General features: G+C 63.5%; 23 protein-coding genes. 5 read left to right on the forward strand and 18 right to left on the reverse strand.

Annotation, left to right across the window (positions count from 1 at the left end; translation table 11 throughout):
• Positions 1–47 precede the first annotated feature (47 nt).
• The 9 genes from GE027_RS12295 to GE027_RS23080 form a co-directional block, all read right to left on the reverse strand.
• Entirely contained in the window at positions 48–809 is a 762-nt protein-coding gene (locus tag GE027_RS12295) for a PRC-barrel domain-containing protein (RefSeq protein WP_153557496.1), read from the reverse strand.
• A gap of 35 nt (positions 810–844) precedes the next feature.
• On the reverse strand, positions 845–1,192 hold the full coding sequence (locus GE027_RS12300; RefSeq protein WP_237607485.1) for an SPW repeat domain-containing protein: 348 nt from the start codon (positions 1,190–1,192) through the stop codon (positions 845–847).
• A gap of 11 nt (positions 1,193–1,203) precedes the next feature.
• On the reverse strand, positions 1,204–1,836 hold the full coding sequence (locus GE027_RS12305) for a vitamin K epoxide reductase family protein (RefSeq protein WP_153557498.1): 633 nt from the start codon (positions 1,834–1,836) through the stop codon (positions 1,204–1,206).
• Between the two features lie 13 nt (positions 1,837–1,849).
• Positions 1,850–2,908 carry an NAD-dependent epimerase/dehydratase family protein gene (locus GE027_RS12310; RefSeq protein WP_153557499.1) on the reverse strand — a complete coding sequence of 353 codons (1,059 nt, stop codon included), beginning with the start codon at positions 2,906–2,908 and terminating at the stop codon, positions 1,850–1,852.
• 159 nt (positions 2,909–3,067) lie between these two features.
• Positions 3,068–4,126: a sodium:calcium antiporter gene (locus GE027_RS12315; protein WP_153557500.1), complete on the reverse strand. Its 1,059-nt coding sequence runs from the start codon at positions 4,124–4,126 to the stop codon at positions 3,068–3,070.
• Between the two features lie 187 nt (positions 4,127–4,313).
• Positions 4,314–5,093: a class I SAM-dependent DNA methyltransferase gene (locus GE027_RS12320; RefSeq protein WP_153557501.1), complete on the reverse strand. Its 780-nt coding sequence runs from the start codon at positions 5,091–5,093 to the stop codon at positions 4,314–4,316.
• Between the two features lie 66 nt (positions 5,094–5,159).
• Positions 5,160–6,446, reverse strand: a complete 1,287-nt coding sequence (locus GE027_RS12325) for an MFS transporter (protein WP_153557502.1) — start codon at positions 6,444–6,446, stop codon at positions 5,160–5,162.
• A 63-nt stretch (positions 6,447–6,509) separates the two neighbouring features.
• Complete coding sequence (locus tag GE027_RS12330) at positions 6,510–8,228, reverse strand: alpha/beta hydrolase (RefSeq protein ID WP_153557503.1); 1,719 nt, start codon at positions 8,226–8,228, stop codon at positions 6,510–6,512.
• A gap of 124 nt (positions 8,229–8,352) precedes the next feature.
• Positions 8,353–8,781 carry a hypothetical protein gene (locus tag GE027_RS23080; protein WP_202617397.1) on the reverse strand — a complete coding sequence of 143 codons (429 nt, stop codon included), beginning with the start codon at positions 8,779–8,781 and terminating at the stop codon, positions 8,353–8,355.
• Positions 8,782–8,892: 111 nt separating this feature from the next.
• On the opposite strand from GE027_RS23080, the gene GE027_RS12335 reads away from it, so the two are divergent.
• Complete coding sequence (locus GE027_RS12335) at positions 8,893–9,897, forward strand: adenosine kinase (protein WP_237607486.1); 1,005 nt, start codon at positions 8,893–8,895, stop codon at positions 9,895–9,897.
• Here the strand turns inward: GE027_RS12335 and GE027_RS12340 are convergent.
• The 8 genes from GE027_RS12340 to yajC form a co-directional block, all read right to left on the reverse strand.
• Positions 9,869–11,455, reverse strand: coding sequence for a BBP7 family outer membrane beta-barrel protein (locus tag GE027_RS12340; protein WP_162006705.1), 1,587 nt, complete (start codon positions 11,453–11,455; stop codon positions 9,869–9,871). The genes GE027_RS12335 and GE027_RS12340 overlap by 29 nt on opposite strands.
• 254 nt (positions 11,456–11,709) lie before the next feature.
• Complete coding sequence (locus tag GE027_RS12345; RefSeq protein ID WP_153557505.1) at positions 11,710–12,990, reverse strand: hemolysin family protein; 1,281 nt, start codon at positions 12,988–12,990, stop codon at positions 11,710–11,712.
• Positions 12,990–13,511 carry an rRNA maturation RNase YbeY gene (ybeY, locus tag GE027_RS12350; RefSeq protein WP_237607487.1) on the reverse strand — a complete coding sequence of 174 codons (522 nt, stop codon included), beginning with the start codon at positions 13,509–13,511 and terminating at the stop codon, positions 12,990–12,992. The genes GE027_RS12345 and ybeY overlap by 1 nt, the downstream gene beginning before the upstream one ends.
• 1 nt (position 13,512) lies before the next feature.
• Positions 13,513–15,876 (reverse strand): HD family phosphohydrolase, encoded by a 2,364-nt coding sequence (locus tag GE027_RS12355; protein WP_153557507.1) that lies wholly within the window; start codon positions 15,874–15,876, stop codon positions 13,513–13,515.
• A gap of 27 nt (positions 15,877–15,903) precedes the next feature.
• Positions 15,904–16,893: a PhoH family protein gene (locus GE027_RS12360; RefSeq protein WP_153557508.1), complete on the reverse strand. Its 990-nt coding sequence runs from the start codon at positions 16,891–16,893 to the stop codon at positions 15,904–15,906.
• 67 nt (positions 16,894–16,960) lie between these two features.
• Complete coding sequence (locus GE027_RS12365; protein ID WP_153557509.1) at positions 16,961–17,878, reverse strand: phosphatidate cytidylyltransferase; 918 nt, start codon at positions 17,876–17,878, stop codon at positions 16,961–16,963.
• Between the two features lie 58 nt (positions 17,879–17,936).
• Positions 17,937–21,362: a protein translocase subunit SecD gene (gene secD, locus GE027_RS12370; protein ID WP_153557510.1), complete on the reverse strand. Its 3,426-nt coding sequence runs from the start codon at positions 21,360–21,362 to the stop codon at positions 17,937–17,939.
• A gap of 141 nt (positions 21,363–21,503) precedes the next feature.
• A complete protein-coding gene (gene yajC / locus GE027_RS12375; RefSeq protein ID WP_162006706.1) occupies positions 21,504–21,938 on the reverse strand; it encodes a preprotein translocase subunit YajC in 435 nt (144 codons plus the stop codon).
• Between the two features lie 119 nt (positions 21,939–22,057).
• Here yajC and GE027_RS12380 point away from each other — a divergent pair, with 119 nt between their 5' ends.
• The 3 genes from GE027_RS12380 (at position 22,058) to surE (ending at position 25,226) form a co-directional block, all read left to right on the forward strand.
• Positions 22,058–23,560 carry a DegT/DnrJ/EryC1/StrS family aminotransferase gene (locus tag GE027_RS12380; protein ID WP_153557512.1) on the forward strand — a complete coding sequence of 501 codons (1,503 nt, stop codon included), beginning with the start codon at positions 22,058–22,060 and terminating at the stop codon, positions 23,558–23,560.
• 165 nt (positions 23,561–23,725) lie between these two features.
• Positions 23,726–24,391 carry a hypothetical protein gene (locus GE027_RS12385; RefSeq protein ID WP_153557513.1) on the forward strand — a complete coding sequence of 222 codons (666 nt, stop codon included), beginning with the start codon at positions 23,726–23,728 and terminating at the stop codon, positions 24,389–24,391.
• 88 nt (positions 24,392–24,479) lie between these two features.
• Positions 24,480–25,226, forward strand: coding sequence for a 5'/3'-nucleotidase SurE (gene surE, locus GE027_RS12390; RefSeq protein ID WP_153557514.1), 747 nt, complete (start codon positions 24,480–24,482; stop codon positions 25,224–25,226).
• Between the two features lie 20 nt (positions 25,227–25,246).
• Here the strand turns inward: surE and GE027_RS12395 are convergent, their stop codons facing one another.
• The gene (locus tag GE027_RS12395) at positions 25,247–25,477 is read right to left on the reverse strand and encodes a carbon storage regulator (RefSeq protein ID WP_153557515.1); all 231 of its coding nucleotides are present in this window, start codon (positions 25,475–25,477) and stop codon (positions 25,247–25,249) included.
• A gap of 430 nt (positions 25,478–25,907) precedes the next feature.
• On the opposite strand from GE027_RS12395, the gene GE027_RS12400 reads away from it, so the two are divergent.
• Positions 25,908–26,627 (forward strand): HEAT repeat domain-containing protein, encoded by a 720-nt coding sequence (locus GE027_RS12400; RefSeq protein WP_153557516.1) that lies wholly within the window; start codon positions 25,908–25,910, stop codon positions 26,625–26,627.
• Positions 26,628–26,730: the final 103 nt, after the last annotated feature.

The following is a 26,730-nucleotide window of genomic DNA, read 5'->3' on the forward strand; positions in this document are numbered from 1 at the left end:
TAACGAACGGGTACCACGAAGACCGTGCAAATCCAATGCCGACGTGTTTACATCATCCAGTAACCGGGCCGATCGTAGTGCTCGTGCAAGCGTTGTTCGTACTCCCGTTCGATGGGCCGAGAGGGATCGAATTTGGGGGAATCCAGGATTTGCTGCCGCGTCATCGCGATATGGACGGCCGCTTCGGTCCAGGAGATGCGTTCGATCCACTGTGGAGCGACCATCACCTTGCGTCCCGGCAGCCAATTGCGGGTGTCGATCACCAGGTACCGGATGCTCCAGCTGTGGTCATCGAGGACGAAATCTTCGACATGTCCGATGCTGTCGTCGTCGGCTTCGATCGCGTAATTGATGACTTCGCTGCAGCTGCGCAAGTTTGGCGAGTCGGTTTCGGGGGTGGATTCGGGCCGCGCCGCGTCGACCGGAACCGTGGTGCCCAGCGGGATCGGCGGTGGTTCGCCGCCGGCCAAGGGCTGGGCGATTGGTCCCCAGTAAAACGGCATGTCGTAGTACTCGAACAGCTCGACTTCCTTTTGCCGCGAAACGGGACGGTCCGATTCCACGCCGGGGCTGTCCTCGACCTGTTTGCGCGACAGCGGCACACTGGCCATCCCGGCGCTCCAGTCGGCCGATTCCAAAACCGCGGGCGGCAGCAGAACGCGGCGGCCGGGCAACCAGCGACCAACGTCCACCACCAGGTAACGGACGACCCACTGCGGAGCGTCGAACAAGAGGTCGTGGAGGGAACCGACCGAGTCGTCCGTGCCGCTTAAGCTGGCACCCTGCATGTCCGAGAATGTCGACAACATCGTGGAGTCCTCACCGGTTGAACGCGATAAAACGATTAAAACGAATCGGTCTGCCGCCGCAGCCGCTGGGAATAGGCCAGAGGCGGTTCGGAGGCATAGTTGGGGATCACGGCGATCATCAACAAAAACAGTCCCACGGCGATATGGTTCTGATGCCAGGGAGGCGGTGGGGATTCGGCAAAGCGTCCGTAAAGGACCAGGCCTGTGGCGATCAGCAGCGTGAGGATATGGGCGTGACGGGTGGGCCGCCAGTAGGACAACCCGGCCAATACCGAAATGGCCAGTGCCGTCAGGGAGTCGAACCAAACCGTGTGGTCCTGATGCTGCACGCCGAAGATGTAGGGGCTGAGCGCCAGCCACACCGCGGTCATAACTTCAATCACGCGTCCCCACATTATTTCACCTCCCGTGCCAGCAAGGATTCGGCCGCGGCATCGCCTTCGTCGGTGGGCGTGCCCCAAAAGGCTTTCCACAACAGTGCCGGGCTGCGGTTCTGTTTCCAGACCAACCACAGAAACGTCAGCGAGACGCGGACTTCGTCCCAGGCCCAGTAGACCAGGATCAGCGAGATCACCGCAGTGATCAGGCATAGGAAGCACCACGCGCCGACGACCATGCCCTGCAGGATGACCAGAATCACGCTGACGATCCCCAGCGGAATCACGTCGATTCCGAACAGGATGACCAGCCAGGGGCGGTACTGCCAGCGGCGTGTCGAACCGGCAAAGCCCAGGATCGCGTCGCCCAGGTAGGCCAGCGTCCCCAGAGCGGCGTCGTGGATACCGATGATTGCGAACATGCGTTTGGCCGTATCGGAGGTCACCACTTGGCTGCTCTGATTGCCGAAGACGGGGTCCCAGACACCGTCGATAAAGCCCCACTGGTACAGAGACAGGTGGGTGGAGATGGCCGCCGCGACCATGGCCAACACACAGATCGGAATCCGTTGGCTCCACGCCGAGGGGTTATGTGGGTAGGGAGGAACCGGGCGATGCAGTTCGTCCGGTGCGGGCACGGTGCGTGACATGGCAGGTTGCTGCTTACTTTTCGAGGCCGTTCTTGCGGTACCACTGATCAGGGTCGTCCAGCAACCGCTGGACGATTCCTGGCAGGTGGTCCAGCAGGTTGTGCTGGGGTTTCCAGCCCAGCAGTTGTGTCGCCCGCGAGATGTCGAGGGCGTAATGATCGTCGGCCATCGCCACCATGAACGGTTTGATGAAGGCTTCGCCGCCGGAGACCTTGTCGGTCACCGCCGCGCCGACTTTGGCCACCGTCGGCGGGACGTACATCGTGGCCCACTGCCTGCCATGAATCAGTTCACCGATTTTGTCCTGCAGCGTGCCATAGGACGGCGGATCGGGTTCGCCGATCAGGATCGCGGTCTTGGGTTCGATCTCGCTGCGCCGCTGGACGGTGCGCACGATCGCGTCGACCACATCGTCGAGATACACCGGAGACTGGCCCGCGGTGCGGTCGCCCGGAAAGAAGTGGCTTTGAAAATCCTTTTCGTAGATGCGTTTGATCTGCTGGACCAGCGTCGGTTGTTTGCCCCAGTCGGTGTAGACGCCGGAGATGCGGAGGAAAACCGAGCGGACGTCGGGATGGCCGTCGCGGATCAGCCGTTCCGTTTCGATCTTGCTCTCGGGATACGGCCATTTGGCTTCCAACGGGTCCTCTTCGCGGATGTGCTGGCCGACCTCGCAGGGTTTGTGGATCAGCATGGTGCTGGAAAAAATAAATTGATCGACCTGAAAATCGTCCAGCGCGTTCAGCAATCGATCGGTCCCGTTGATGGTCACCGTCTCGTACAGCGGGCTGTCCTCTCCGGAAAAATCGTAGTAGGCCGCCAGATGGACCACCGTGTCGAGGTGAGCATCGACGCGTTTGCGGACGTCGTCGATGGCCAAATGAACATTGGCGTAATCGGCCAAGTCGCACTCGATATCATGGACCTGCGGGTGCGCCTTGGGAGGTTCCGGCGGTCCCACACGGTCGAGCGCAAAAACTTCGAAACCTGCTTCGGCCAGAGCGGTACAGACCTGTTGGCCCAGCAGTCCCGAACTGCCGGTGACCATTGCGGTGGGGCGAGGCTTATCCATGGAGTTAGCGACCTTGTTGGGAAGAATTAATCTGCGCAGCCAGCGGCGGCTGGGCAAACGGCGACTGATTAAACGGCGACTGGGCAACGAATCAGCGCCGTTGCCAGAGCAGTGATTGCAATTCGCATACCAGCCACGCGAGCCTGGAATTCACCGTGTCTACAGGGTCCAGTACACGGCCAAACCCAGGATGTACACGACCAGCACCGCCAGGGAGTCCTGTCCCATCCCCAGGATCGTGCGGTCCCGCCGTTCGAGGATGCCCCACAGATACAAACTGGTGGTGATGATGCCCATCGCCCCGAGGAAGGCTGCCGACGGGGGCACGGCGTCGAAGATCGGTCCCTCGCGGTAGGCGATCTCCGCCGGCAAAAACAGGGCGATCTCCAGGCTGTTGGTGCCCAAGATGTTGGCCGCGGCCATGCTGTAGGCGCCGAACCGCACAGCCGAATACGTGGTGCTGACCTCCGGCAGGCTGGTCGCCAACGCGACGAGGGTGGCGCCGATAAAACTCTGCCCGATGCCGCTCTGCGCGGCGATCGCTTCGCCGGTCATGGCCACCACGACGCCGCCCATCAGGACGACCAACGAGGCGAGGGAGAAGTATCCGACCAGCCCGCCGGTGGAGACGTCGGAGTACGCCTGTTCATGGGCGTCTTTGAGGTCGCGCGCCGATTCCGGCGGCTCGGCGACTTCGCCCTCCGGCTCCCACCGTGGATTGCCTTCATAGCGATAGGTGATCCACAGCGAAAACAGGTAGGCCGCGGTCAGCACCAGCGGCCACAGCCCGATGCCGGCAACCGAAGCCAGTTCGCCGCTGACCACGGCCGCCGAGGCGAAAGCCACCAGAGCGATCAGCATCACGCCGATCATCAGCAGCGAAGACCGCGGAGAAAACAGGGTCAGCGGGCGTCCGCGGAGCACAAAGGCGTCGATAAACGCCAGCACCGCGATCTGCATCACCACCCCGCCCAGCAGGTTGGTCCCGGCCAGCTCCGCCGCCCCGCTCAGCGACGCCGTGACGGTGGTCGCCAGTTCCGGCAGACTGGTCGCTCCGCCCAACAACAGGGCCCCCGCAAAGGCTTTGCCCAATCCCGTGCGATCGGCGAACAGGTCGACGTACCGGCTCAGCTTCGTGCCGGCCAACCACACCGCCACCGCTCCACAGGCGAACATCAACAGGTTCAGGGGCAGCGAAAATTCCTCGAAGTTCGGCATCTGACGGCAACCCCTAGCGCGACTGGTCGGAGATCCATGCTCGAAGACCAGCGAGGGGATACTGTGTGGCGCCCCTGCCGGCCCTGGCGAAACATTTTTGAATTCAATGCATTCAAAGCATCAAAAGCAATTCGCAGACGGATCGGAGCAACGTTCGTGCCATTGCTGCCAGCCGGGGAACGGCCTGCTAGTTCTGGAAACCGTGTTCGCTGAGGAAGCTGGTCGGGATCTCCTGACGCAGCTTGGCCACCACGGCAAAGTAGTACAGCGGCGTGCCTTCCATCGACAAGCGGTGTCGATACTTCTCCAGGTGCCAAACGTCCAGGTACTCCGAGAAAATCAGCTCGCGGATAAAGCGGGAAAAGCCGGAGACGTCGGATTGATCGAGAAAGGTTTCCTTGATGTTAAAGGCGACCCAACCGCCGGGCTGGACGAAACGCATCGCCGGCAAGAAGGCTTCCAGAGGGATGTCACCAAAGCCCAAGGCGGCGACCGACGTCAAGCAGTTGATCGACCAATCGTTGATGCCGGCGACCTGTTCGTCGCTCAAACGGGTAAAGTCGGCGACGTAGTAATCGTCGTAGACTTCGGGACGATCGCGAAAAGCCGCCTCGCGGGCTTCGGGGATCAGGTCCGCGCCGATCATCCGCGACACGCCGTAGTCCTTCAGCACTTCGCCCATCATGCCGTTGCCGGCCCCGAAATCCAGCACTCGCAACTCGGTAAACGTCTGCTCGGCCGCATCGAGGGACTGTTTCAGGATCTGTCCCACCTTCGCCGGCGACGCGCACTTCAAGCGGTCGTAGAACACCTGTTCGTAGAGGCCGGGGCGAAGGTAGATCTGATCGTAATCATGAAACCGAAGCCGTGTCTGACCCTCGGGTTCGATCAATAGAAAGGAGGCCTCGTCCTGTTGCAGCGAAGCCGAGTCGGCTTGGGGAAATTGGATCCGGTAACGTTGACGCATGAATCTGCGGGCCCTGAGTTGTGTGGCGAGAAACCAAGGCCGCGATGAGCACCGGCGGGACGCATCTCAAGCCGATGCCCGGCGCCGTGCCAATTGTCCGAATCCGAACGTGGCTAACAAGCCGACCAGTGAGAATATTGCCAACACGCCGAACAGCTGTTGATGGCCGCTTCTACCCGGCGCACTATCCAGCAAATAACCCATCAACGGCCCCATGAAAACGTCGGGAGTGTAACCAATTACCGAAACGATTCCCACCGCACTGCCGGTGTAGCGCAAGGGGATGTGACCCTCCTGCATGATCGCAAAGTACAAACCTCGCAGCGCGAACACCGCGGCACTGGTCGAGAGAATGGTCAGGAAGAACCAGACCAGAGCGTGTCCGTACAGGCCGCCACTGGCCAGGACCGTCGAACCGATCCCCATCAACAGAAAACTGATCCAGGTCGCGCGGACGGCGCCGATGCGGTCGGCCAGCAACCCCGCGGCGATCGCCGCCGGCGGACGCATCCACATCGAATAGGTCGAAGCCTGGGCCGCGGCGATTTCATCAAACCTCAGCACGTCGCGGGCGTACAGCGAGACGTCGTCCAACCCTTTGTAGGCCACGTAGGCGCAGACCACGATCAACGCCTGCAGCCACACCACGGGCATCCGGCCCGCTTCCCAGACGCCGCGGCCCAGCGGTGCTTTGGCCGCCGAACCCGCGGCGGGCAACATCTTCGGCAGGGCCACCATCAGCAGCACCGCGGCGAGAACCGTGACGACGGTGAACAGGCCGACCACGTTGGCAAAGGCGTCGGCCCGCTGGGCCAGCGTCGACTCGGCCTCCGAGGGCAACCACCAGGCGTAGGCTTCGACCGCCAGCGAGCCGATGACCGCAGCCACCAGCCCGCGTCCGCCGTCCAGCAGCCCAAACGCACTGCCCTGCAGCGCGGGCCCGCCCAACTGGCGCGTGGCGCGGATCAGGGCAGCCCAGAAGATCAGAATCGTCGAGGCGCCCCAGTATCCGTACAGCCACAGCAGCGCGCTCGGGCCCGGGATCTGGCTCAGCACGAGGCCGCCCGCGGCGGTCGCGATCAGCGCCGTACTCATCAACCGCCGAGGTTCAAAACGATCGGCCAGCGGTCCGCCGAAAAAATAAGCCACCACGGCGACAAAGCCGTACGCCGAAAAGGCCACGCCCAGCTGGAGGTTGGTCACGCCGAACACGTCCAGCATGGTCGGCCGGAACACGCGCGGGACCACAAACGGCAGGAAAAAGATGGCCTCGCCAGCGAGGATCAAGGCGGCCAGCGGCAACCAGGAAAGGAAGCGACGGGCCCCGGCGGCAGCGGAGGATAGAAAAGACATCGCCGATCATCCTAACGGGTTTTCCGCCGCGGCGGGGAGCCCGTGTCCGGATGCGGCCACGACTCAGCGGTGCGCTCCGCCGCCGAGACCGGTTTGCTGGGCCAGTTGCCAGTACACGTGCCCTTCCAGGCGACGGCTGATCAATTGGTTTCGCTGTGGCGCCGGCAGCCGAGCTCGGATGACTTCGTACAGCTCGCGGAGCATCGATTCGTTGTCGCCGTAGTAGCTGTGTCCCAGCAGCGTCAGGTCGATGCCGCTGACGTCGATCGTCTCCACGCCCGGAACGACGACGATGTTCTGACCCCCGTCGCCAGCGCGAGGATAACCGTGTACCTGTTTGGAGACCTGCAGCGCCGCATCGTCCGACGAAGCGTACAGGGTGACCTGATCGGCGATCCGCATCAGGGCCGGCGCAAGGTCGCGACGAAAGTGGTCCGCGTCGACATCCGGCGCCGCCAGGACGACGCGGTCGAACAGCGGAGCGGATTGGCCGGGCCGGCTCAGCTGCATCTGATGCAGGGCCGAGGTCATCGCGCGATTGCCCATGCTGTGGGCCACGACGTTGATCGACTTGGCACCGCTGTGCTGGGCCAGTTCTGTCAGAAACTGTTTCAAGTGCGAGACGGTCCAGCCCACGTTGTTCTCGTCGATCGAGTAACCCAGCAGCGACCCCTGGCTGGGCCAGCTGTAGCAGACCGGGACGCCTTCGAAAGGCAGGTCGACGGCGATCTGGGCGGTTCGCCGCACCGCCGACTGGAAGTCGACGTTGTAGCCGTGGATGAAGACCAACAGGTCTTCGGCCGGCGACTGGGCGACCGTCGCGGCCAAGCGCTGGTGGAAATCGTCGGCGTCCAGTTCGGTCGCTTCGGTCAGGACGATGTGTTTGGTTTGATCCTCGTGAACCTCGAACCGCAGCAAACTGGGCCGTTCGACCTGACCCCGGCGGTGCGAGTTCGGCACGGTCACTTGGCAGACGCCGCGGCTGAGCACGCCGCGGTTTTCGGTGTACGTCACGCCGTGCTTCTCGATGTTCGCCTGGCCGCTGAACAGCAGTGCCGCCGCCGCCGCTCCGCAGACTCCGGCCAGCGACACGGCCGCCGCGCTGGAAACCGTGCGGCTTCGCAAACCCTGAAAGGCTGCCAGAACCAACATCACAATCGCGATGCCCGCCAGCACCATGAAGATCTGGTCCTGACCACCGATCTCATACGCCGAAAGAGACAGGGCGTCCCGCTCGCGGTCCGTTGCGTAGAACACCTGGACGGTCGCATAGCCCGCGCCGGCGTCCCGCACGGTGCCGGCCGGATAGGTCATCGGCCCACTGCGGGCCCCGGTCGGCGGGATGGGCTCGTCCGCCGCAGCGACCCTGTCCCGCGGAGCCGCCATGGTTTGTGGGGCCGCCATGGTTTGCGGGGCCGCCATGGTTTGCGGGGCCGCTGCGTTCGGAGGGGCCATCCTGGCCTGCGGGGCCATATTCGGGGCCATGCTCGGGGGCGCGGCCGCGGTTTGCGGGGCGACCATCGGCGGCGGTGCCGTCCCGGGGGCCGGTTGCATCGGCGGCGGTGCGATGGAAGGTGGCTGGGCAATCTCCGGACGAGGACTCGCCGCGGTGCCGTCGGCGCTGGGCGGCTGCACCGCAGGGCTTTCGGCGGCCGGTTCGGCGGCCTGTTTGGGCTTGTCACAACCTCCGGTGCCGCCCAGCACGACCCCGCACAGGACGGCCGTGACGGTCAACGTCAACGAGTGAAAGCGAGCTGGCAAGAAGGGGCTTTTGGTTTGCATCCGCTGCGTAACTCCAGCCACGGGGCGCAAGGGGAAAGACGGCGCATCGGAGCGGCTATAGCAGACGGGACGCAGCGGTGTCCAGCCGAATTGCTCACTTTCGGCTTTCTTGAATCCGGCGGAGTCAGCGGATGATCAACAGGCTGCCGAACCCGCATACCAGGGCGGCCAACACCACACAGCCTACGCTGGCGATGACGTTCAGTGCACGTCGATACAGAGGGTGGCCGGACAGACGCATCGCCATGAAATGCAACACGCCGCAGATCGCCGCCGGGACGAGGGCCAGCAGCAAGGCGAACAACGCATAGCCGAAGACGCCCAGCAGGGCCGGACCCGGGATGAACTGCGGTACGGCGATCGGCGTCGCCGGATCGGGGGGAAAGGTGATCGAGCCGGCGATCCAGAAACCGGCGACCGCCGCGATCCAGCCCATCGACGCGGTCCGCTCCCAGTCCGCCGGCGGGCCGTCGTACCAGGGGCGTCCGCGGCGTCGGCCAGCCCGCAAACCGGGCGGCTGATAGGGATTGGTCGAGGTGCTTTCGGCGTCCATTGCCGCATTCTACCAAACCGCCGAGGGCCGGGCGGCGATTGGCGAAGGGACCCACCGGCCCTATACTCTGGCCTTTCTCCACTCCAAACCATCTTTGGCTGCAGAACAATTATGCTTGACGTATTGGGCATCGGAAACGCACTGGTCGACATTCAAACCCAGGTCAGCGAAGCCTTGCTGGCCGAGTTCGGTTTCGACAAAGGCATCATGACGCTGGTCGACGATTCCCGCCAGCAGCAGGTCCTGGGCCGTTTGACCGATCATACGCTGTATCGCTGTGCGGGCGGATCGGCGGCCAATACGATCGTGGCGATCGCCGAATTCGGCGGCCGGGCCGCCTACATCGGCAAGGTCAGCAGCGATGAGGTGGGCGAATTTTTCTTGCAGGACATGCGCGAAAATGGCGTCAAGATCGACGTCGATCAATCCAGCGACGGGCCCACCGGCACGTGCGCCGTATTGATCACCGACGACGCCCAGCGAACGATGCTGACCAATCTGGGCGTGTCGGCCACCTTGGGGGTGGCGGACGTGAACGAAGAAGACATCCGTCAGGCCCAGTACCTGTACGTCGAAGGGTACCTGTTGACCGGCGACACGGCCAAAGCCGCCGCGCTGCGAGCGATCGAAGTCGCCAAGGCCCATGGGGTCAAAGTCGCGCTGACCGCTTCGGACCCGTTTCTGGTCAACATGCTTCGCGACGAACTGCTGGCCCTGATCGAAGGGCCGGTCGACCTGCTGTTCTGCAACGAAGAAGAAGCCAAGAGTTTGACCGGCGAGTCCGATCCCGAAGCCTGTGCGTGGCGGTTACACGAGCACGCCGAGAACGTCGCCATGACGCTGGGCCCGGCCGGTTCGATCGTCATGCATCAGAACGAAGTGATTCGCATCCCCGGCGTTCCCTGTCAGGCGATCGATACGACCGGCGCCGGCGATATGTACGCGGGCGCTTTCCTGTACGCGATCACCAATGGGATGGATTGGCAGCAGGCCGGCACGCTGGCCTCGCACGCCGCCTCGCGGATCGTTTCGCAGATGGGCGCCCGCTTGGACCAGAAATTCACGCCCCACGAAGTCGAAGAACTGGTCAGTAGTTCCAACGCAGGCCGAAGTTAATTCCCTGCACCCAGTGCGTGCTGTAGCTGAAGCTGGCCAGCGGCCGGGTGGCTTGGTCGTTGGTATCGACCGGCAGGTTCGGGTCGATCGTCCGCCAGGGCTGGAGGGCTTCGGTCAGACCGATGACGCTGTAACCGACCGTCAAGTCGACGCCGGGACGCCAGCTGTAGCCCACGTTGACGTTCAGCTCCGGCACCCAGGCAAAGGTGCTGTCGGAAAACGTGCCGCGGTTACTGCTGCGAACCAATAGGCCGTCCGGGCTGGTCGCCGTCTGGCCGCCGCTTGCCCGGAATGTTTCACCGATCAAGGCTCCGCGACGCGACAGGTTGCCAAAGCCGAACTTGATCAACCCGTCCAGCGTCCAGCAGCCTTCGCGATGAAAACCGTTGAAGCCGACCTGGCCGCCGTGAAACTCGTTCTGCACGTCGAACTGATCGCGAATGGCAAACATCGATCCGATCGGCAGGGCCGTGCCGCCGACGACGATGCTTTCGCCGCGAATGTCCAGGCTCTCGTTGATCCGCAGGTACTGGTATCCGTACAGGAAATCGATGCGGCCGCCCAATCCTTCGCGGTGCAATTGGCGGAGGCTCACGTCGGCACCGTAGATGTCGCTCGTACCGCTGACCGAAACGTTGCCGTCGAACTCGCCGGGAAAGGCGATCAATGCCGCGTCGGCTTCGATATTGTTCGGGTCGGTGACGTTTAGGAACGGCCGAGCGATGATCGGAGTGACGACGCTGTTGGTGTCGAAGCCGTAGTTTTCCTCGCCGGTCAACCAAAACCGCATATTGAACGAATGGTGCCCGACCGGATCCAGCCAGCGGCCCAGCGTGAACCGTCCACCGGCCGACAGCGTGTCGCCGTAATAATCGTTGCCGAACAGGATACTCGTGTCGGCCTGGTCCAGTTGCCCCGCCAGATCGCGATCGGTGCCGTCGGGGCTGGTCGTCACCAACGGTGGCAGGGCCTGGGGGCGACGCCACCACAGCAACAGCTCGGCCGAACCGAACCAGGGACTCGTGGGCCCGCCGAACAATCGATGCACCGGTCCCACGTGACCGCAGCCCAGGCCGCCACAGCCCGACACGTCGCAGCCCAGCGAATCACAGCCGAGAGAATCGCAGCCCACCGAGTCGCACACCACGGACCCGCAGCCGCAGCCGCCGCCGCCGGGGTACCCGCCTCCCCGGTACCCGCCGCCGACATAGGATTCGCCCTCGAGCAGGATCGGTTGTTCGATCGACTCATATCCCACCGGCGCGACCAGGCCATCGGCAGCCGGCCCATGGGCGGCTTGTCCGGCGACAGCGATCGGTTCCCAGCCGCCCGCTGCGGTCGCCGTTTCGGATGCGGCCGCCGTTTCCGATAAGGTGGGGGCCGGCGAAGCCGAGCGTTGGTGGTCAGCCAGATCCGGCGGCTGGTAGGAGCCGCGGTCCTGGGATTTGATTCGCACCTGAGCCGCGGCCGGAGCGGGAGCCACCGCCCAGCTTGCTAGCAAACCCAGCAGCAGCAGCGGAGAAGAATACGGAACGGTTCGCAAGATTTGCAGACGCACGATTGGTTGGCCTCATTGCCAGAACGTCGGGGGGAAAGAACGTCCAGGTTCACATTGCACCGACAGGATCCCCCGCGGCTACAACGCTTCCGGTATCAACATCGACCGTGCGGCCCGTTCCGGTTAAATAAACTCGGCAAGATTTGACGGTTGTAGCGGCGTCGCGCTGGAGTCTAGCCTTTAGGCGACTGGGTTATTGGTGTCGCAGGCAACAGCGTTCTGGACGGCTAAAGCCTGGACTCCAACACTGCGGCCTACACCGCTTCGCGGCGGTGGTGGTTGTGCCGGACCAGACGGAGGCGTTCGATCTGGCGGTTGGTGGCCTTGATAATTTCCACCCGCACCGAACCGATCTCGAACTGCTCGCCGTCCTCGGGAATCCCGCCGCTGTGGTGCAGCACGTACCCGGCGATCGTTTCGTAGTCTTCGCTCTCGGGCAGGTCCCAGCCCAACAGGTCGTTGATATCGTCGACCATCACGCGGCCAGCCGCTTCGGCGGTGTCCTCATCGATCACCACGACGCCGGATTCCTCTTGCTCGTCGGATTCGTCCACGATCTCACCGACGATCTCCTCCAGCACGTCCTCGATCGTGACCACGCCGACGGTCTGATGGAACTCGTCGACCACGATGGCCATGTGGCTGCGGCAGTGCAGGAACTCGCGGAGCAGTTGTTCGACGGTGCGGTCGACCGGGACGCTCCAGGCGTTGCGCAGCAGTTGCCGCAGCGGCACCTTGGGGTTACCGTCCTCGATCAACTCTTCCATCAGATCCTTGGCGTACAGCACGCCCACGATCCGGTCCAGGGTTCCTTCGTAGACCGGCATCCGCGTGCGGCCGCACTCGGCGACATAGTGGAGCACTTCCGGCCAAGGCGTGTCGACCTCGATCGCATTGACCAGGCTCCGCGGCGTCATGATGTGTCCGACCGTGTCGTCGTTCAGGTCCATCACGCCCTGAATCATCTCCCGCACTCCCGGCCCGAAGTAACCTTCGCGAGTGCCGGCGGCGACCATCGTGCGGATCTCGTCCTCCAGCAGTTCTTCTTCTTCGTCTTCGTGCTGCTTCTTGCCGGCCAGACGCCGCGTGAGCAACGACAACAATTCGTCCGGCGCCGACAAGGGCCGCATGACGATCGACAGCGCATTCCAGAACGGCCAGGTATGGTACAGCAGCGGTGAGGAGGCAAAACGGGTCACCGCCGCGGGCAGCCACAGGTGCGTCAGCATCATCAATCCGGCCGAACTGAGGCCCCAGGCGACCAACCGTGTCGTACCCGGCCAGCGGCCGTCGGTGTACAGCATCGACGTCCCGGCGATCAGGAACACGACGGTTCCCAGCACGCGCAGGTACTCCGCCGCCCGCATGGCTTTCTCGTATCCGTCCAGCACGGCGCCGAAGCGTTCGCGGCGCCGCCGCAGCCGGCAGTAGGCTTCCAGCGAACGCCCGGCGAAACGATCCAGCAATTCGGCGCCCAAGCCGCCGGCGGCACCCGCCAGAAATCCGATGCCGGTTACGACCAGGAACGTCAGCATCACGAAGTGGCCTCGGAACCGGAAGCGGGCGGCGAGCGATCGACCGGCTGCGGGTCGGGGCTGTAGCGCGCCGCGTCGGCGACGCCCAGCTCCTGCAGCACGGCGTGTTCGGCCTGCCTCATTTCGCGGCGCTGGGCGTCGGTGCCGTCTTCCAGGCCGCAGATATGCAGCGTGCCGTGAATGGCGTAGAGCAATAGCTCGTTTTCCAGCGTCCAGCCCAGTTCGTCGGCTTCGCGGCGGGCCGTATCGACACTGACGACCAACTCGCCTTCGACCGTCGGAGAGGCGCGGTGATAGCCGAAACTGATCACGTCGGTGGGATAGTCGTGATCGAGGTGCTGGCGATTGATCTTGTGGATCGCCGGATCATCGACGACGGCCAGGCCCAGGGACCCTGTGGTATAGCCCAGGTGGGCGGCGGCCCGGCGGATCGCCAAGTCCAGACGGCGGTGCAGAGCGGCCGGCAGTCCGGTGGCGTCGTGAATATCGATTTGAAGGTTTGCGGACGAAGGGGCGTTCACGTTAGGCGGATTGTTGACCGGGGTATTTGACGCGAGCATGGTAGATCGCCGTCAGCGACTTGACGAGACTCTGCTTGATGCGATCCAGTTGTAACAACGTTAGCCCGCATTCATCGAATTGGCCATCACTTAATTTCTTCATCGCGATGGCATCGACCAAGCTTTTGATTCGCGCCGGCGTCGGATCGACCAACGTTCGGCTGGCGCTTTCGACCGTATCGGCCAGCATCATCACGGCGGCTTCGAGCGTTTGCGGTTTGGGACCCGGATAGCGGAAGTCCTTGTCGGAGACCTCTTCGCCGTTGGGATCCTCCTCGCTCCGCTTGGCCGCTTCGCGGTAGAAGTACTCGACCAGCGTGGTGCCGTGGTGCTGGAGGATGAAGTCGATGATCGGTTCGGGCAGGTGATGGGTGCGGGCCAGGTCCGCGCCGTCTTTCACGTGCGCGATGATCACCAACGTACTCATCGCCGGTTGCAGCGAGTCGTGTTGGTTGGGACCCTGGCCTTGGTTTTCGATAAAATAATTCGGCTTGAACATCTTGCCGATATCGTGGAAGTAGGCGCCCACGCGGACCAACAAGCCGTTGGCACCGATCGCGTCGGCGGCCGCTTCGCCGATCGAGGCGACGTTAATCGAATGGTTGTAGGTGCCCGGTGCACGCTGGGCCAATTGACGCAGCAGCGGATGCCCGGCGTCGCCCAGTTCCAGCAAGCTGAGGTCGGTCTGGACGCCGAAGACGCGTTCGACCAACGGTAACAGCCCGGTCATCGACAGGCAGGAAACGATCACGCATCCGCCCACCCACACCGCTTCGCGAAACAGGGTCCCCAGCAGATCGTCCAGGTGTGTCGAACGTATCAGGGCTTCCTGGCCGGGACCGGCGTTTCCGGCCGACAGGCTCTGACCGGTAACGATGCCCACGCCGACCACGGTTGCGGCCACGACCGCCGCCACCGAAACGCCCAGATACAACAGCCGCGTGCGGCTGCGGAGGCGTCCAAGCAGGAGGATGCAACTGGTCGCTGCGGCGGCCAAGCTGACCAGGTCCGCCAGGTCGCTGCCGTTGAACAAGGTGACGGCCAAACACACCGATGCCAACAGCAGCAGCGCCAGTTCACGGCCGTAGACCACCGCCGCGGTGATCGCGCCGATGACCAACGGGATCGTCGTGGCTTGCCATTGTTCGCGAGCGGTCCAGTGGCAGAAGGCCACGATCATGACCATGAATCCCAACAGCAGAGACAGCCTGTAGGGATCGGTCAGCAGTTGGCGGTCGTCGATGAAGTAGATGTAGCAGCCGCACAGCAGGTACAGGGCGATGATCATGCCCAGGTAGGCACCCATTCGCAGCAGCCGATCGCCCCAGCTCATCTGGTCGGTCAGCACCGACCATTCGGCGCGGAGCAATTCCAGTTCGGCGGCCTCGATCGGACTGCCGGCCTTGGCGATCGGCGTGATCCCGCTGCGATAGGGCGTCATCACCGTACCGACTTCGCGCGCGGCTTGTTCCCGAGCCTGCTCGCTGCGGACGGCATCGTAGATCAAGGTGACCGGCAAGCGCTCCTGCAGCCAGTGCGTGACCATCTTGGCGGCCGTCTGATACCGCTCGCTGTTCTCGGCGAATTTCGAGCGAAAGCTGTCGTCCAGTTCCGAGGCCAGTTGTTCGCGGGCTTCGGCGATCCGCACCGCCGAGACCTCGATCTGTTCGGCGGCCTCCGGGCGACCGACCGGATAGACGTACAGGACGCGTTGATTGCCCTCGTCGATCTTGTGGGCTGGCACCTGCAGCAAGCCATGGGCGTACATGTCGGCCATCGCCAGTTTCACCGCGGCATCCAAGGCGGTCAGCCCCGAATCGGTGGCCAGCGAAGATTTTAATGCCGCGAACTGGGCGGCCGCCGACGCCGATTCGTCGGAGGTTTCGTCGCCCAGCCAGAAATCTTCGAACACCTGCCGCTGTTCGGGCGTCATCTGTTCGTGCGACGCGGCGTCGAGGATCACGAACAACTGGTTCTTCAGCGTCTCGCGCAACTGGTCCAGTGGTTGGCTGTCGTTGCGGTAGTAGGTGACGACTTCGGCACGCTTGCGGGCCTGGGCCAGTTGGGTGCCGTTGATGTCGGGAAACTCAAAGTCCACTCGCGCGACCATGTCTCGCGGCGGGATGAAGCCGATGCGGTAGGCAAACGGCGGCTTCCAGGTCTGGCAGACCAACAGCATCAACAGGGCCGCCGCGGCCGCGATCGACAGCCGTGTCCAGACCGCCAAGTCGAAGAAGTCATGCAACCACTGACGCAGTCGTGGCGGCTGGGTGCCTAGCGACTGGGCGCGTTCGGATCGGGTGCGTTTGGGGGGATTGCCGTTCATGGCAGACGAACAAGTTGCGAGCGCTCGCTAAGCTTTGCTCTCGTGTTCCTCGTACGCGTTGACGATTTTCTGCACCAATTGATGACGAACGATATCACTGCTGCCCAGTTTAACCACCCCGATCGACGGAATCGACGAGAGCCGTCGCAACGCGTCGGACAAGCCGCTTGTCACCCCCCGCGGCAGGTCCAACTGGGTGATGTCGCCCGAGACGACCATCCGGCTGCCCTCACCCATGCGGGTCAGGAACATTTTCATCTGGGCGACGGTCGTGTTCTGAGCTTCGTCTAAAATGATGAAGGCATTGTTGAGGGTTCGGCCGCGCATGTACGCCAGCGGGATCACTTCGATCACGTCCGCCTCCATCAGGCTGCGGGTCTGGTCGAAGTCGATCATCTCGCTGAGCGCGTCGAGCAACGGACGCAGGTACGGGTTCAGTTTGGCTCGCAAGTCCCCGGGCAGGAATCCCAGACTCTCGCCGGCTTCCACCGCCGGACGCACCAGCACGATCTTGCGGACGCGTTGACTCTTCAAGGCTTCGACCGCCGTGGCCACGGCCAAGAACGTTTTACCCGTGCCGGCCGGGCCGATACAGAAGGTTAGGTCGTGTTCGCGAATCGCGTCGATGTAGGCCGCCTGGCCGCGGGTTCGCGGTTTGACGCGGCGGCCCACGTGTTGGATGTCCACCTCGCCTTGAGCACCGGCGGGACGCTTCGATGCGTTGCCGTTGCCCTGCGGCAGCGCCCGGATGACCGGCGGTAACGCTTCGCCTTGCGCGACCGCTTCGATCTCTTCAATCGACAGCATCCCCCGGCGCTGAGCCAGCGCCCGCAGCTGCTCCAGCACGCGGGTGGCCTTTTTCACGTCCTCCGATTCACCCTGGATACGGATGCGACCATCGCGATGCGTGATCGAAACGTCAAACATGCGTCGCAACATCTTCAGGTTCTGGTCACGCGGACCGAAGATATTCAGCAGTTCGTCGGGTTGGGTGCCGGGCAGAGTGGCTTCGGTCATAAACCTAGACAGGGTGAAGGACAGTAACGGGCGTTACGCAATTATAGGGTGCTTTCCAGTCGGCAAGCTACGTTCCGGCCAATCCCGCGGCAAAGCACAAAAAGCCCGGGACGGACGCGGCAATCAACGAATCGGTCACATCCCAGACCCCTCCCAAACCCGGCAAGGTCGTGCCGCTGTCCTTGGCACCGGTGTCGCGTTTGATCAAGGATTCGGCCAAATCCCCCGCCATTCCCGACAGGGCACACACCGCACCGAGAACGCCGGGGCCCCACCATGGGGGGCTGGCAAAAAGTTTAGCTCCCATCGCCGGGAACAGGAAGTGGACACATCCATAGGCCACCACCACCGACAGCAGCACGCCGCCGATGGCGCCTTCCCAGGTTTTTCCGGGACTGAGCCGGGGAATTAATTTGTGTCGCCCCAGCAGTTTGCCGGATCCGTAAGCCCCGGCGTCGCAGGACTTGGTCGCCGCGATCAGGGTGATCAGGGCCGCCAGTCCCCAGCCGTCGCCGTGGAGGTTGCGGACTGCGACCAGCATGGCCATCGGCAGACCTGTGTAAAGGGCCACGAATACGCCCGCTTGGACACGGTCGATCGCCCCGGCGGGGCCGCGTCCATAGCGACGCATTTCGGCCACCAACACGATCGCGATCGCCGCAAAGGCGCCCACGGCAACCCAGCCCAAGCGGCCCACCGGACAATCCGCCGGGTAGTCTAGCGCCTGGACTTCCCAGAGGTAGGGAACACAGGCAAACACCGGAACGACCACGGCGGCCAGGATTGTGACCCGGGAATCGACCAGGCGGTTCGCGCCCTGCAGCAAACGGCAGATGTCGGCCGCCGTTCCGATCGTTAAAGCCAACAACAGTGGCAACAGCCACAGGCCGCCCACGCCCCACAACGGGTAGCGCAGGTCCAGCCACAGCAGGAGGCCCACGACCGACAACAGGACGACCGAAGACAGCAGGCGGTCCTTCAACATCCTGCCGGCCTCTTTGCGACGTGTCGTATTGGCGTATTGGCCACTGCGTTCCTAAGGGTTATGAGTGCCGAGCGGCCGGTTGGTTGCGTTGGATCATCCACAGCAATACCGGGCTGGCGACAAAGATCGAACTGTACGTACCGACCATCACGCCGATCACCAGGGCAAATGCAAAGGCGTGAATGCCTTCGCCGCCGAAGGCGTACAGCACGGCCACCACGAACAGCGTCGTCAACGAGGTCAGCAACGTTCGGCTGAGCGTCTGGCTGATGCTGAAGTTGACCATGTCCGGCGTCAGTCGAGGACTCTTGCCCTTGGTCTCACGAATGCGGTCAAAGACCACGATCGTATCGTTCAAGGAGTAACCGATGATCGTCAGCAACGCGGCCACAACCGTTAGGCTGATCTTAAAGCGGTCGATCAACAGGAATCCAAGCGCGTCGGCAACCCACCAGCTGACGGCGATCGCACCCAGGGTGATCAACACATCGTGAACCAGGGCCACCACGGCGGCCAAGCCGTACATCACGCGTTGGAAGCGGAACCAGATGTAACCGATGATGCACAGCAAGCTGGCGAACAGGGCCAACGAGGCGCGTCGCACCATGTCGTCGGCGACGCGACCGCCGATGCTGCTGCTGCTGATCCAGATCGGATCGTTGCCCAGCGATTTTTTCAACTGGGCGGTCACCAGCATGCCTTCCTCACGGTCGGTGCTCAGGCGGATGTTCCAGTCGCTGAAGGTCAGGGCCGAATCGGGCGTCCACTGTTCGGCACCTTCGCCCAGCGGTTCCAAAGCGATCGCCGCTTCGTCCAAGGTCACGCCGACCGCTTCGGCGGCTTCGATGATGCGGCGCGTTAACACGTCGGCTTGCACCTGAGCCGTGTTGGCGTCCTGGTCGCCTTCGACCCCCAGCTGGACGTGGGCCAGAAACGGGCTGGGAGCGGCCGGTTGCTCGGGAGCCAAAACGCCGACCGGAGCCGCCGGGCTGGCAGCTTCGGCGTCCGCGTTTTCGGGGGGCATGGTCGCCTGGCCCTCGGCCGCTGCGTCGGCAGCGTCGGCCGGAGCATCGGCTTCGGCGTCGGCGTCGGCGTCGGCGTCGGCATCGGCATCGGCGTCGGCGTCAGCTTCGTCGGTCGAGGCTTCGTCGGCGGGGGTGACTTCTGCCACGCTGTCCTGGGCCGGGGCGGGGTCGCCTTCGGCCGGAGCTTCTTCCTGAGGCCGGGCGGCGACCAGGCGGGTCGCGGGCGCGGCCATGATCACCGAGGTGGTGTCGGCGGCGGGACGGTTCAGCGTGCCATCGGCGACTTCGACCTGGTAGGTGACGAGGTTGATTTCTTCGATCTCGCTGAAGCCGTCACGGATCCGCTTTTTCAGTTCATTGACGTCTTCCAGATTGGTATCGACCTTGTAGACCATCTGCCGAGAATCGGCTCCCAGCGAATCGATCGCGACGCTGTTAAGCGTGAACTGAGTGGGATTCTCCGGATCGATGTCCAGCACTTGTTCGACGTAATCGCGAACTTGTTCCGACGCCAGGGGCTCTTCCAGTTGGAACGTCACCGAGGAACCGCCGGCGAAGTCGATGTCGAAGATCGAAGCACCTCGCTGATAGATCGCGACCACACCGGCCAGGACCAGCAGCAGCGACACCACCAGGGTGACTCGGCCCAGACGGATGAAGTCGAAGACTTCGCCCTGGCCACGCAGGCGGTTGATCAGGTCGGACATCTTCAGCGACACGAAGCCGCGACGTTCGGCGATGTCGAAGAACGCCCGAGACATGTAGATGGCCGTGAACATACTGAACAGGATGCCCAGGATCAAAGTCACGGCAAAGCCGCGGATCTGGTCGGTACCGATGGCGTACAGCACGATGGCCGTGATCAGCGTCGTCAGGTTGGCGTCGACAATCGTCGTCGTCGCTCGGGAAAAGCCGTTCCGGATCGCCATGCGGTCGGCGGCACCTTTTTTCAGCTCTTCGCGGATCCGCTCGAAGATCAGCACGTTGGCGTCGACCGACATCCCGACCGTCAAGACCAGGCCGGCCAATCCCGGCAAAGTGACCGGTTGGCTGATCAGAATCATCACCGCCAGGGTCATCACCAGGTTCAGCACCAGGGCAAAGCAGGCGATGATGCCGGCGAAGCGGTAGTAGGCGAAGATAAAGATCAGCACCAACAGCATCGAGCCACCGATGGCCCAGACACCCTTGGTGATCGTGTCATGGCCGAGGGTCGAGCCGATTTGGTTTTCGGCGATCGGTTGTTTGTTCAGGGCGGCGGGCAACTGGCCGGCTTGCAGGATGTCGACCAGGCGATCGACTTCTTCGCGGGTGAAGTTGCCGCTGATGATCCCCGCGCCGGAGATCGGCGAGTTGATCGAAGGGGCGCTCAGCAGGGCGTCATCGAGGACGATCCCCAGCCGGCGCTTGAATTCGCCATCGGGTTTGTTCTCCAGCGTCAGGCGGTAGAAGCGTTTGCTCGCGGCGCCGCCGACGCGGAAATTCACCGCCGGGCTGCCGTCCACGTCGACGCCGCGCGAGGAGGACGTCAGGTCTTCGCCGGTGATGTTGCGTCCCGGGCGGTTGGCCATCAGGATCTGCAGTTCCTCGATGTTGTTTTGCTGCAGGTAGATCGCCGCGCGTTCGTTGTCGGCGGCTACCTCGGGCGGCAGGGTCACCAGGCGACCGGTGGCTTTGTCGCGCAAGGTCGCTCCGGAGACGGCCACTCGCAGGGGCCGCACGCCCGCCTTCGTCGCTTTCTCTTCACGGTCCACGGTGGCCCAGAAACCGGCCGCCCGACCGTTGCTGTCCAGGACGACTTTGGACAGCCGTTCGGGACCGCTCAATTCGGCTTTTTCGGTCGCCAGACGGATCAGTTCGCCGTCATCGCGGCCATTGGCCACGATGGCAAAACGCAGGATCCCGGCTTGTTCGATGATACCCTTGATCCGAGCGACTTCGAATTGGTCGACCTCGGGAATGATGATTTCGATCTGTTCTTCACCGTAGGGGCGAACCACGATTTCTTGGGTGCCCGAGGGGTTGATCCGTTTGACCAGCGATGGGACCAGGGCCTCGGCGGAGATCTTGGGTTCGTTGGCATCGGCCCGAGCCTGCGTCGCCGCCGGATCCAACTCGTACTGCAAAATGGTTCCGCCTCTCAAGTCCACGCCGTACTTCAGCTCGCCCAGCGAGAGCACGCAGGCCGACGCCGTAACGGCCAACAGGATGAAGCCCAATCGCGTGCCTTCGGCGGGCGTGCGAAACTGCTTGGCCAGCCAATTGCCGACGACAAAGGGCAGGATCAGAACGGCGAAGATGCCGACCAACCAAGCGACTTTGGTCCAGTCAAAGCCGGGCTCGGTGGTTTCGCTCGCCGCACCGGTCTCCTGCGCAAAGAGCAGAAACTGGGTCAGGGCCATCCGGCCCGTGTCGGCCAGGATGCCGCCGAGCGCGGCACAAGAGGAGAGATCCATCATGGTTCAGACGATTGAAAGAGTGGGGGAAGGTTCGGGTTCTGTGGGAGGTTGTTATTCGTTCCGCGGACCGGCGGTGACGTTCATCTCTAATGGACCGCTGGCATCTCTAATGGACCGCTGGCCGGGGGAATCTCGCCGAGGCTATTTGGAATCCGCTTCTTTTTCTTTTTTGGCTTCGGCTTTGTCGTCGCTGAGGACCGTGGCGATGGCCGAGCGATTGACTTTCAGTCGGTTCGAGCCGCTTTCATCGGTGCGGATCGTGACCACGTCCGAATCGGCCGGAGCGGAGACGATCACGCCGTGGATGCCGCCGATGGTGATCACGCGTTGATTCTTCTTCAGCTGGCTCAGTTTCTCGGCCGCCTGCTGCTTTTTACGTTTCTCGGGCAGCAGGACCATGATGTAAAAGAGCGCCAGCAGGCCACCGCCCAGCAGGAAAGGGCTGTTCAAGATCCGCTGGACCGGGCTCATCTCCGGAGCCGCATCGCCCGCGGCACCAGCATCCTGGGCCAGCAAGCAGGCCAGTTCGCAGGTACGCAGGAACAAAGATTCAGCAAACGGGGGCAGAGAATTCAAGGGGATCACGCCGGAGGGTCGTCGGAGGGGAGCAAACGCGGCATAATAGGCGGTGCAAAAAACGGCTACAAGCCCATCCTGACTGCAACGGTTTTCCTGGTTTGCCATCGTTACCTGAATTGCCAAGTTGGCCCGTGTGGCCACCGGATTGGCCTGAGATCCGCCGCTCGATCGAGGGCGTGATCCGCGATGGCCAGTGGGGTCGCTACCACAGCGAGGTGGTCGAGCAGCTAGCACAGCGACTGGGAGCCCTGAGCGGCTGCGAGCATGTGCATTTGTGCAGCAGTGGCACCGGAGCGTTGGAGTTGGCACTGCGGGCGGCGAGGATCCCGGCGGGTCGGGAGGTGTTGCTAGCTGCCTACGACTTTCCGGGAAACCTGCGCACGGTGGAGTTGCTGGGTTTGCGACCGGTATTGGTGGACTGCCGTCCGGGCAGCGTGGTGGTCGATCCACAGGCCTGGATGGCTGCGGCATCGGAGCAAACCGCAGCGATGGTGGTATCGCACCTGTACGGACACGTCAGCGACATCGGGGCCTTCCGCCCCTGGGCTCAGCAGCGAGGGATCCTGCTGATCGAAGACGCCTGTCACTGCCCCGTCGTCCTGCCCCGCTCTCCCCAATCTCCGCCGGGGACAGAATCTCCGCTGGGGACAGTGCACGCCCAGCTAGCACACGCCGGGGACAGTGCCCGCGCCGGGGACAGTGCATGCGGTGGGGACAGTGCATGCGCCGGGGACAGTGCACGCGGCGGGGACAGTGCACTCGCCGGGGACAGTGCATGCGGCGGGGACAGTGCACGCAGCGGGGACAGTGCACGCAGCGGGGACAGTGCACGCGGCGGGGACAGTGCACGCGCCGGGGACAGTGCACGCGGCGGGGACAGTGCATGCGGTGGGGACAGTGCACGCGCCGGGGGCAGTGCACGCGCCGGGGACAGTGCACGCGCCGGGGACAGTGCATGCGGTGGGGACAGTGCACGCGTGGCGGGGGCTGTGTCCCGGCATGACGATGGGATGGGGGGATCGCGGGTTCTGGGCGGCCGGGGGGATGTGGGGCTGATTAGCTTTGGCGGTAGCAAAACATTGACTGCGGGCAACGGTGGCGCTCTTTTATGCAACGACTCGCAGTTCGCTCAGCGGGCTCAGATGATCGCCCGCCGGCCGAGTGATAGCAGTCCCTTGAGCGCTCTGCAGGCGGCCGCTCTGCTGCCTCAACTGGATCGCTTGCCCGAACTCGCCGCTCGGCGCCGCCGGTCCGCAGCGCAGCTTCAACAGCAGATCGACCGGCTGGTCGATTTTGGATACCGCAACTTGGCTTTTGCTAGCGACGCCCCGGCGTTGGTCGCGGACTACTATAAATTCGCCTTTCTTGCCCCCTCGGCGGTCGTTCGTGCTCGAGCGGTTGCTCGGGCCGAGGCGGTTGGGCTGCCGCTGCGTGCAGGCTACCGGTCCGCGGCCCGCATCTCGCCCCGCCGATGTCGTCGCCCTGCGGAATTGCCGGTCGCCAAGCGGCTGGGTGAATGCCTGCTAGCACTCGACCACCCGGTCTTGCTCGCCGAGCCAGCAGCGTTCGCGGAAATCCTCGGTGACCTGGAAAGCGTGCTGCGTGGGGCCGCCGAATAGCCGCGATCCGTCTCCCGGCCGCGGACCGTCTGCTCGCTTACGAGTCCGGAAAGGCGGGAACTTACGCCCGCCGCGAGCGTCAAGACTGTGGCGGCGCGGCGGCTGGAAACGGCCGGCGTCGCCCTGACCCTCACACTCGCCACCGCTCCAGCCCAGGTATCTTCCATGCCACGGATTCCCCTCAGCAGCTCGCCCGTCCTCGTCTGCGCCCTTTGCTTGCTGCTGGCCACGGCCGGAAACGGTCAGGACAGCTCGGGGGCGCCGGAGCCGAAAACCAAGCCGGACGCTGGTTTGCCACGTACCGCACAGTTCCAGTACGGCGCCGAAGGTAAGCGGCAGGCTGAGGCGAAGATGAAGGCCATCGCCAAACGACTGGCACCGGGGTCTTCGGCGGGACCTCTGATCGAGCTGAACTACCAAATCCTGGTTTTGATTGAATCGGACGATCAGAACCGTCGCGCCTACGATGGCCCGGCGGCCAAAGGACTGGCGAAAGCGGGGTTCTCGCGGACGGTGATCGCCGGTTCGGCAGCCGCGGTGGTCACCGTGGGCAAACCGTCCAGCGTCTCCGGCCACTCTCGGTACGGTCAGATGTCCACGTCGGTTTCGCTGTTGAACACGACCGAGGCGAATCGGGTGCAGGTCGACATTCAGGTGCGGGGCAACCATGCTCAGAACCTCGTGATCGATACGACGGCTCGCCTACCGCTGGGTCGCTGGGTTCTGATCGGTGCCACCGACACTCGCAGCGGCGTGCCCACGCATGCTCCGGACGGGACCCGCGCGGTGGTGATCATGAAACTGCAAGACGGTCCCGTGCTGTTGGACTGACGGGTCCTCCACACGCGGAGCACGCCGCGAGCGGCGAGAGGAAACCGCGTGGCTGGTCCCGCCGCAGGGAAGTCGGTACGGTGAGGCCATGCATGTCTTATTAACCAACGACGATGGCATCGATGCCCCGGGTTTGGCCGCCCTGCAGGCAAGTCTCCAGCCTTTCCGTTCGGCGGGCGTCCGCGTCTCGGTTGTCGCGCCGGATCGCAACCAGAGCGAGTGTGGTCACAGCGTCACTACAAGGCGGGCGCTGCGCGTCACGGAGCTGGCTCCGAGCATCTATACGATCGACGGGACCCCGGTCGACTGCGTGCGTCTGGCCCTGGAAAAAATTGTCCCCGACGTCTCTCTGGTGCTCTCCGGCGTGAACGACGGAGGCAACCTGGGGGCGGATCTGTTGGTCAGCGGGACATTTGCTGCGGCAAAAGAAGCGTATCTCCGCGGGCGGCGAGCGATCGCGATCTCGCACTGCCGTCATCCGGACTACCCCCGCACCTGGGAGCACGTGCCACGGTGGCTGCACGGTTTGCTCGCGCCGGTACTGGACGCATCCACCGGGCCCGCCACTGCCAAAGCCGACAAGTCCAACGAAGCCGACAGGGCCGACGGGGCATCGTTGACGAATATTAATTTACCGGCGCAGTTGGACCGCGAGCCGGAGACGGTGGAGTGTGCCGTGGACCCCACGCCGTTTGCCGCTCATTACGAGTCACTCGACGAGTCGACTTATCTCTACCGAGCACGCTATCAGGACCGGCCTCGACTGCCCGGCCGCGATGTCGCGCACTGTTTTGGCGGTCGGATCACCGTCAGCCGCCGTTTTGACGCCTGGTGACGCCGCGTAGCCGGCGGGCGTCAGCTGGCCAAGCCTTCGAGCTGCGTCGCGTCGACTTCCATGAACGCCATCTGTTTGCCGCTGAGCGGCGAAGCCTGATCTTTGGGCTGCAGTTCGCCGCGAACGATCCGTACATCCCGCGGGGCTTCGATGCCCAGAGTGATTCGGTTTCCCGAGATTCGATTGACCGTGATCACCACGTTGTCGCCGATGACCAAACGTTCGCCTTCTTTTCGACTGAGAACCAACATGCTTCGGACTCCTTCCTGAAAGTAATTTCGTTACCAACCTCCGCGGCAGCGGAGCGGTTTGAGGGGGACAACCAACAATTTCGAGGACAAGCAACAAATGCTGTGCCGGAATAATTAATTTCTCTCGGACAACCGGAATAACTGGATTTGTCCTGGCCATCGTGCCGATGTTCCCGACGTCCGCTGAGTCCAGCGGGGCCGAGTCGTGCTCGCTAGCAATGCCAGGATTGAGATTTGTCGTCTCAATTTGTGACAGTCTCGATTGCTGACAGGCCAGGCTCCGCTACGTCGTTGCCTTGCACAGATCGTTATCGCAGAGCCGCGTGACACCTTAGGTCAACGGCCGCAGATTGGGTCAACGGCCGCAGAATCCCTCTACCAAATGGGCTCCGCGATTTGGTACACCCCCGGGACGCCCTAGCCGAAAACTTTGGACGAGGTCCGATTCATGCTGCGAGTGCCGTTCCTGCTTGTCGCCGTCTGCTGCCTGCTGTGTGCCGGTTGTCACGACGGTCCCCTGTATGCGCTAAAGCACGCCAATCCGTACTTCGTGCGGCAGTGGAAGCAGGACGAAGCCTTGGGGACGACCGACTACCAGCGCAAGCAGGAGCTGGAGTTATTGGTCCGCACGGTGCCGTCGATGACGCCCGCGGAGCGCTCGAGTTGGCTGGTTCACTTGGGAAAAATCGTCGACAACGACCCCAGTCCCGATATGCGACACCTGGCCCTGCGAGCGGCGGAAAGCATCGAAGGGGCCGCGGCGCTGGAGCTGGTCGAAGGCCGGCTGGACGACGATAGTTTGAAGGTTCGGATGGCCGCCTGCGATATTTTGGGCAAGCGTCCCGAGCCGGAAGCCGCGACCGTCTTGGCCCGGGTTGCCGGCGAATCGACCAACCTGGACATCCGTCAAGCTGCGCTGCGTGCCCTGGGCGGTCACGGCGGCCCGGTCGCCAAGGATTCTCTGAAGCTGGCTTTGCAGGACCGCGACCCGGCGATCCGGCTGGCCGCCATGCAGTCGTTGCAGCAGGTGACCGGCCAGACCGATCTGGGCACCTCCGATCCGCAGGCCTGGGTCGCGTACCTCGAAGGCCAGACAGACACGGCCGGTTCGTCGCGTTCGCTGGGCCAGCGGATGCGGGATCTGTTCTAAGCACGTCGGCATGAATCTTTCGGTGAAACCGCGCGACCTCACCCTCCCACGCAGCGGGAGGGTTGGGCTCTTGGGCCCGGGGAGGGCCCTACGAAAACCCTCT

This window comes from Roseimaritima sediminicola, from assembly GCF_009618275.1.
Lineage (GTDB): Bacteria > Planctomycetota > Planctomycetia > Pirellulales > Pirellulaceae > Roseimaritima > Roseimaritima sediminicola.

Excerpts from the sequence above, each read along its gene's own strand:
- GE027_RS12295 (WP_153557496.1), bottom strand. The coding sequence starts at position 809 with ATGTTGTCGACATTCTCGGACATGCAGGGTGCCAGCTTAAGCGGCACG.
- GE027_RS12305 (WP_153557498.1), bottom strand. The coding sequence starts at position 1,836 with ATGTCACGCACCGTGCCCGCACCGGACGAACTGCATCGCCCGGTTCCT.
- GE027_RS12310 (WP_153557499.1), bottom strand. The coding sequence starts at position 2,908 with ATGGATAAGCCTCGCCCCACCGCAATGGTCACCGGCAGTTCGGGACTG.
- GE027_RS12315 (WP_153557500.1), bottom strand. The coding sequence starts at position 4,126 with ATGCCGAACTTCGAGGAATTTTCGCTGCCCCTGAACCTGTTGATGTTC.
- GE027_RS12320 (WP_153557501.1), bottom strand. The coding sequence starts at position 5,093 with ATGCGTCAACGTTACCGGATCCAATTTCCCCAAGCCGACTCGGCTTCG.
- GE027_RS12325 (WP_153557502.1), bottom strand. The coding sequence starts at position 6,446 with ATGTCTTTTCTATCCTCCGCTGCCGCCGGGGCCCGTCGCTTCCTTTCC.
- GE027_RS12330 (WP_153557503.1), bottom strand. The coding sequence starts at position 8,228 with ATGCAAACCAAAAGCCCCTTCTTGCCAGCTCGCTTTCACTCGTTGACG.
- GE027_RS23080 (WP_202617397.1), bottom strand. The coding sequence starts at position 8,781 with ATGGACGCCGAAAGCACCTCGACCAATCCCTATCAGCCGCCCGGTTTG.
- GE027_RS12335 (WP_237607486.1), top strand. The coding sequence starts at position 8,893 with ATGCTTGACGTATTGGGCATCGGAAACGCACTGGTCGACATTCAAACC.
- GE027_RS12345 (WP_153557505.1), bottom strand. The coding sequence starts at position 12,990 with ATGCTGACGTTCCTGGTCGTAACCGGCATCGGATTTCTGGCGGGTGCC.
- GE027_RS12355 (WP_153557507.1), bottom strand. The coding sequence starts at position 15,876 with ATGAACGGCAATCCCCCCAAACGCACCCGATCCGAACGCGCCCAGTCG.
- GE027_RS12360 (WP_153557508.1), bottom strand. The coding sequence starts at position 16,893 with ATGACCGAAGCCACTCTGCCCGGCACCCAACCCGACGAACTGCTGAAT.
- GE027_RS12365 (WP_153557509.1), bottom strand. The coding sequence starts at position 17,878 with ATGTTGAAGGACCGCCTGCTGTCTTCGGTCGTCCTGTTGTCGGTCGTG.
- secD (WP_153557510.1), bottom strand. The coding sequence starts at position 21,362 with ATGATGGATCTCTCCTCTTGTGCCGCGCTCGGCGGCATCCTGGCCGAC.
- GE027_RS12385 (WP_153557513.1), top strand. The coding sequence starts at position 23,726 with ATGCCACGGATTCCCCTCAGCAGCTCGCCCGTCCTCGTCTGCGCCCTT.
- surE (WP_153557514.1), top strand. The coding sequence starts at position 24,480 with ATGCATGTCTTATTAACCAACGACGATGGCATCGATGCCCCGGGTTTG.
- GE027_RS12395 (WP_153557515.1), bottom strand. The coding sequence starts at position 25,477 with ATGTTGGTTCTCAGTCGAAAAGAAGGCGAACGTTTGGTCATCGGCGAC.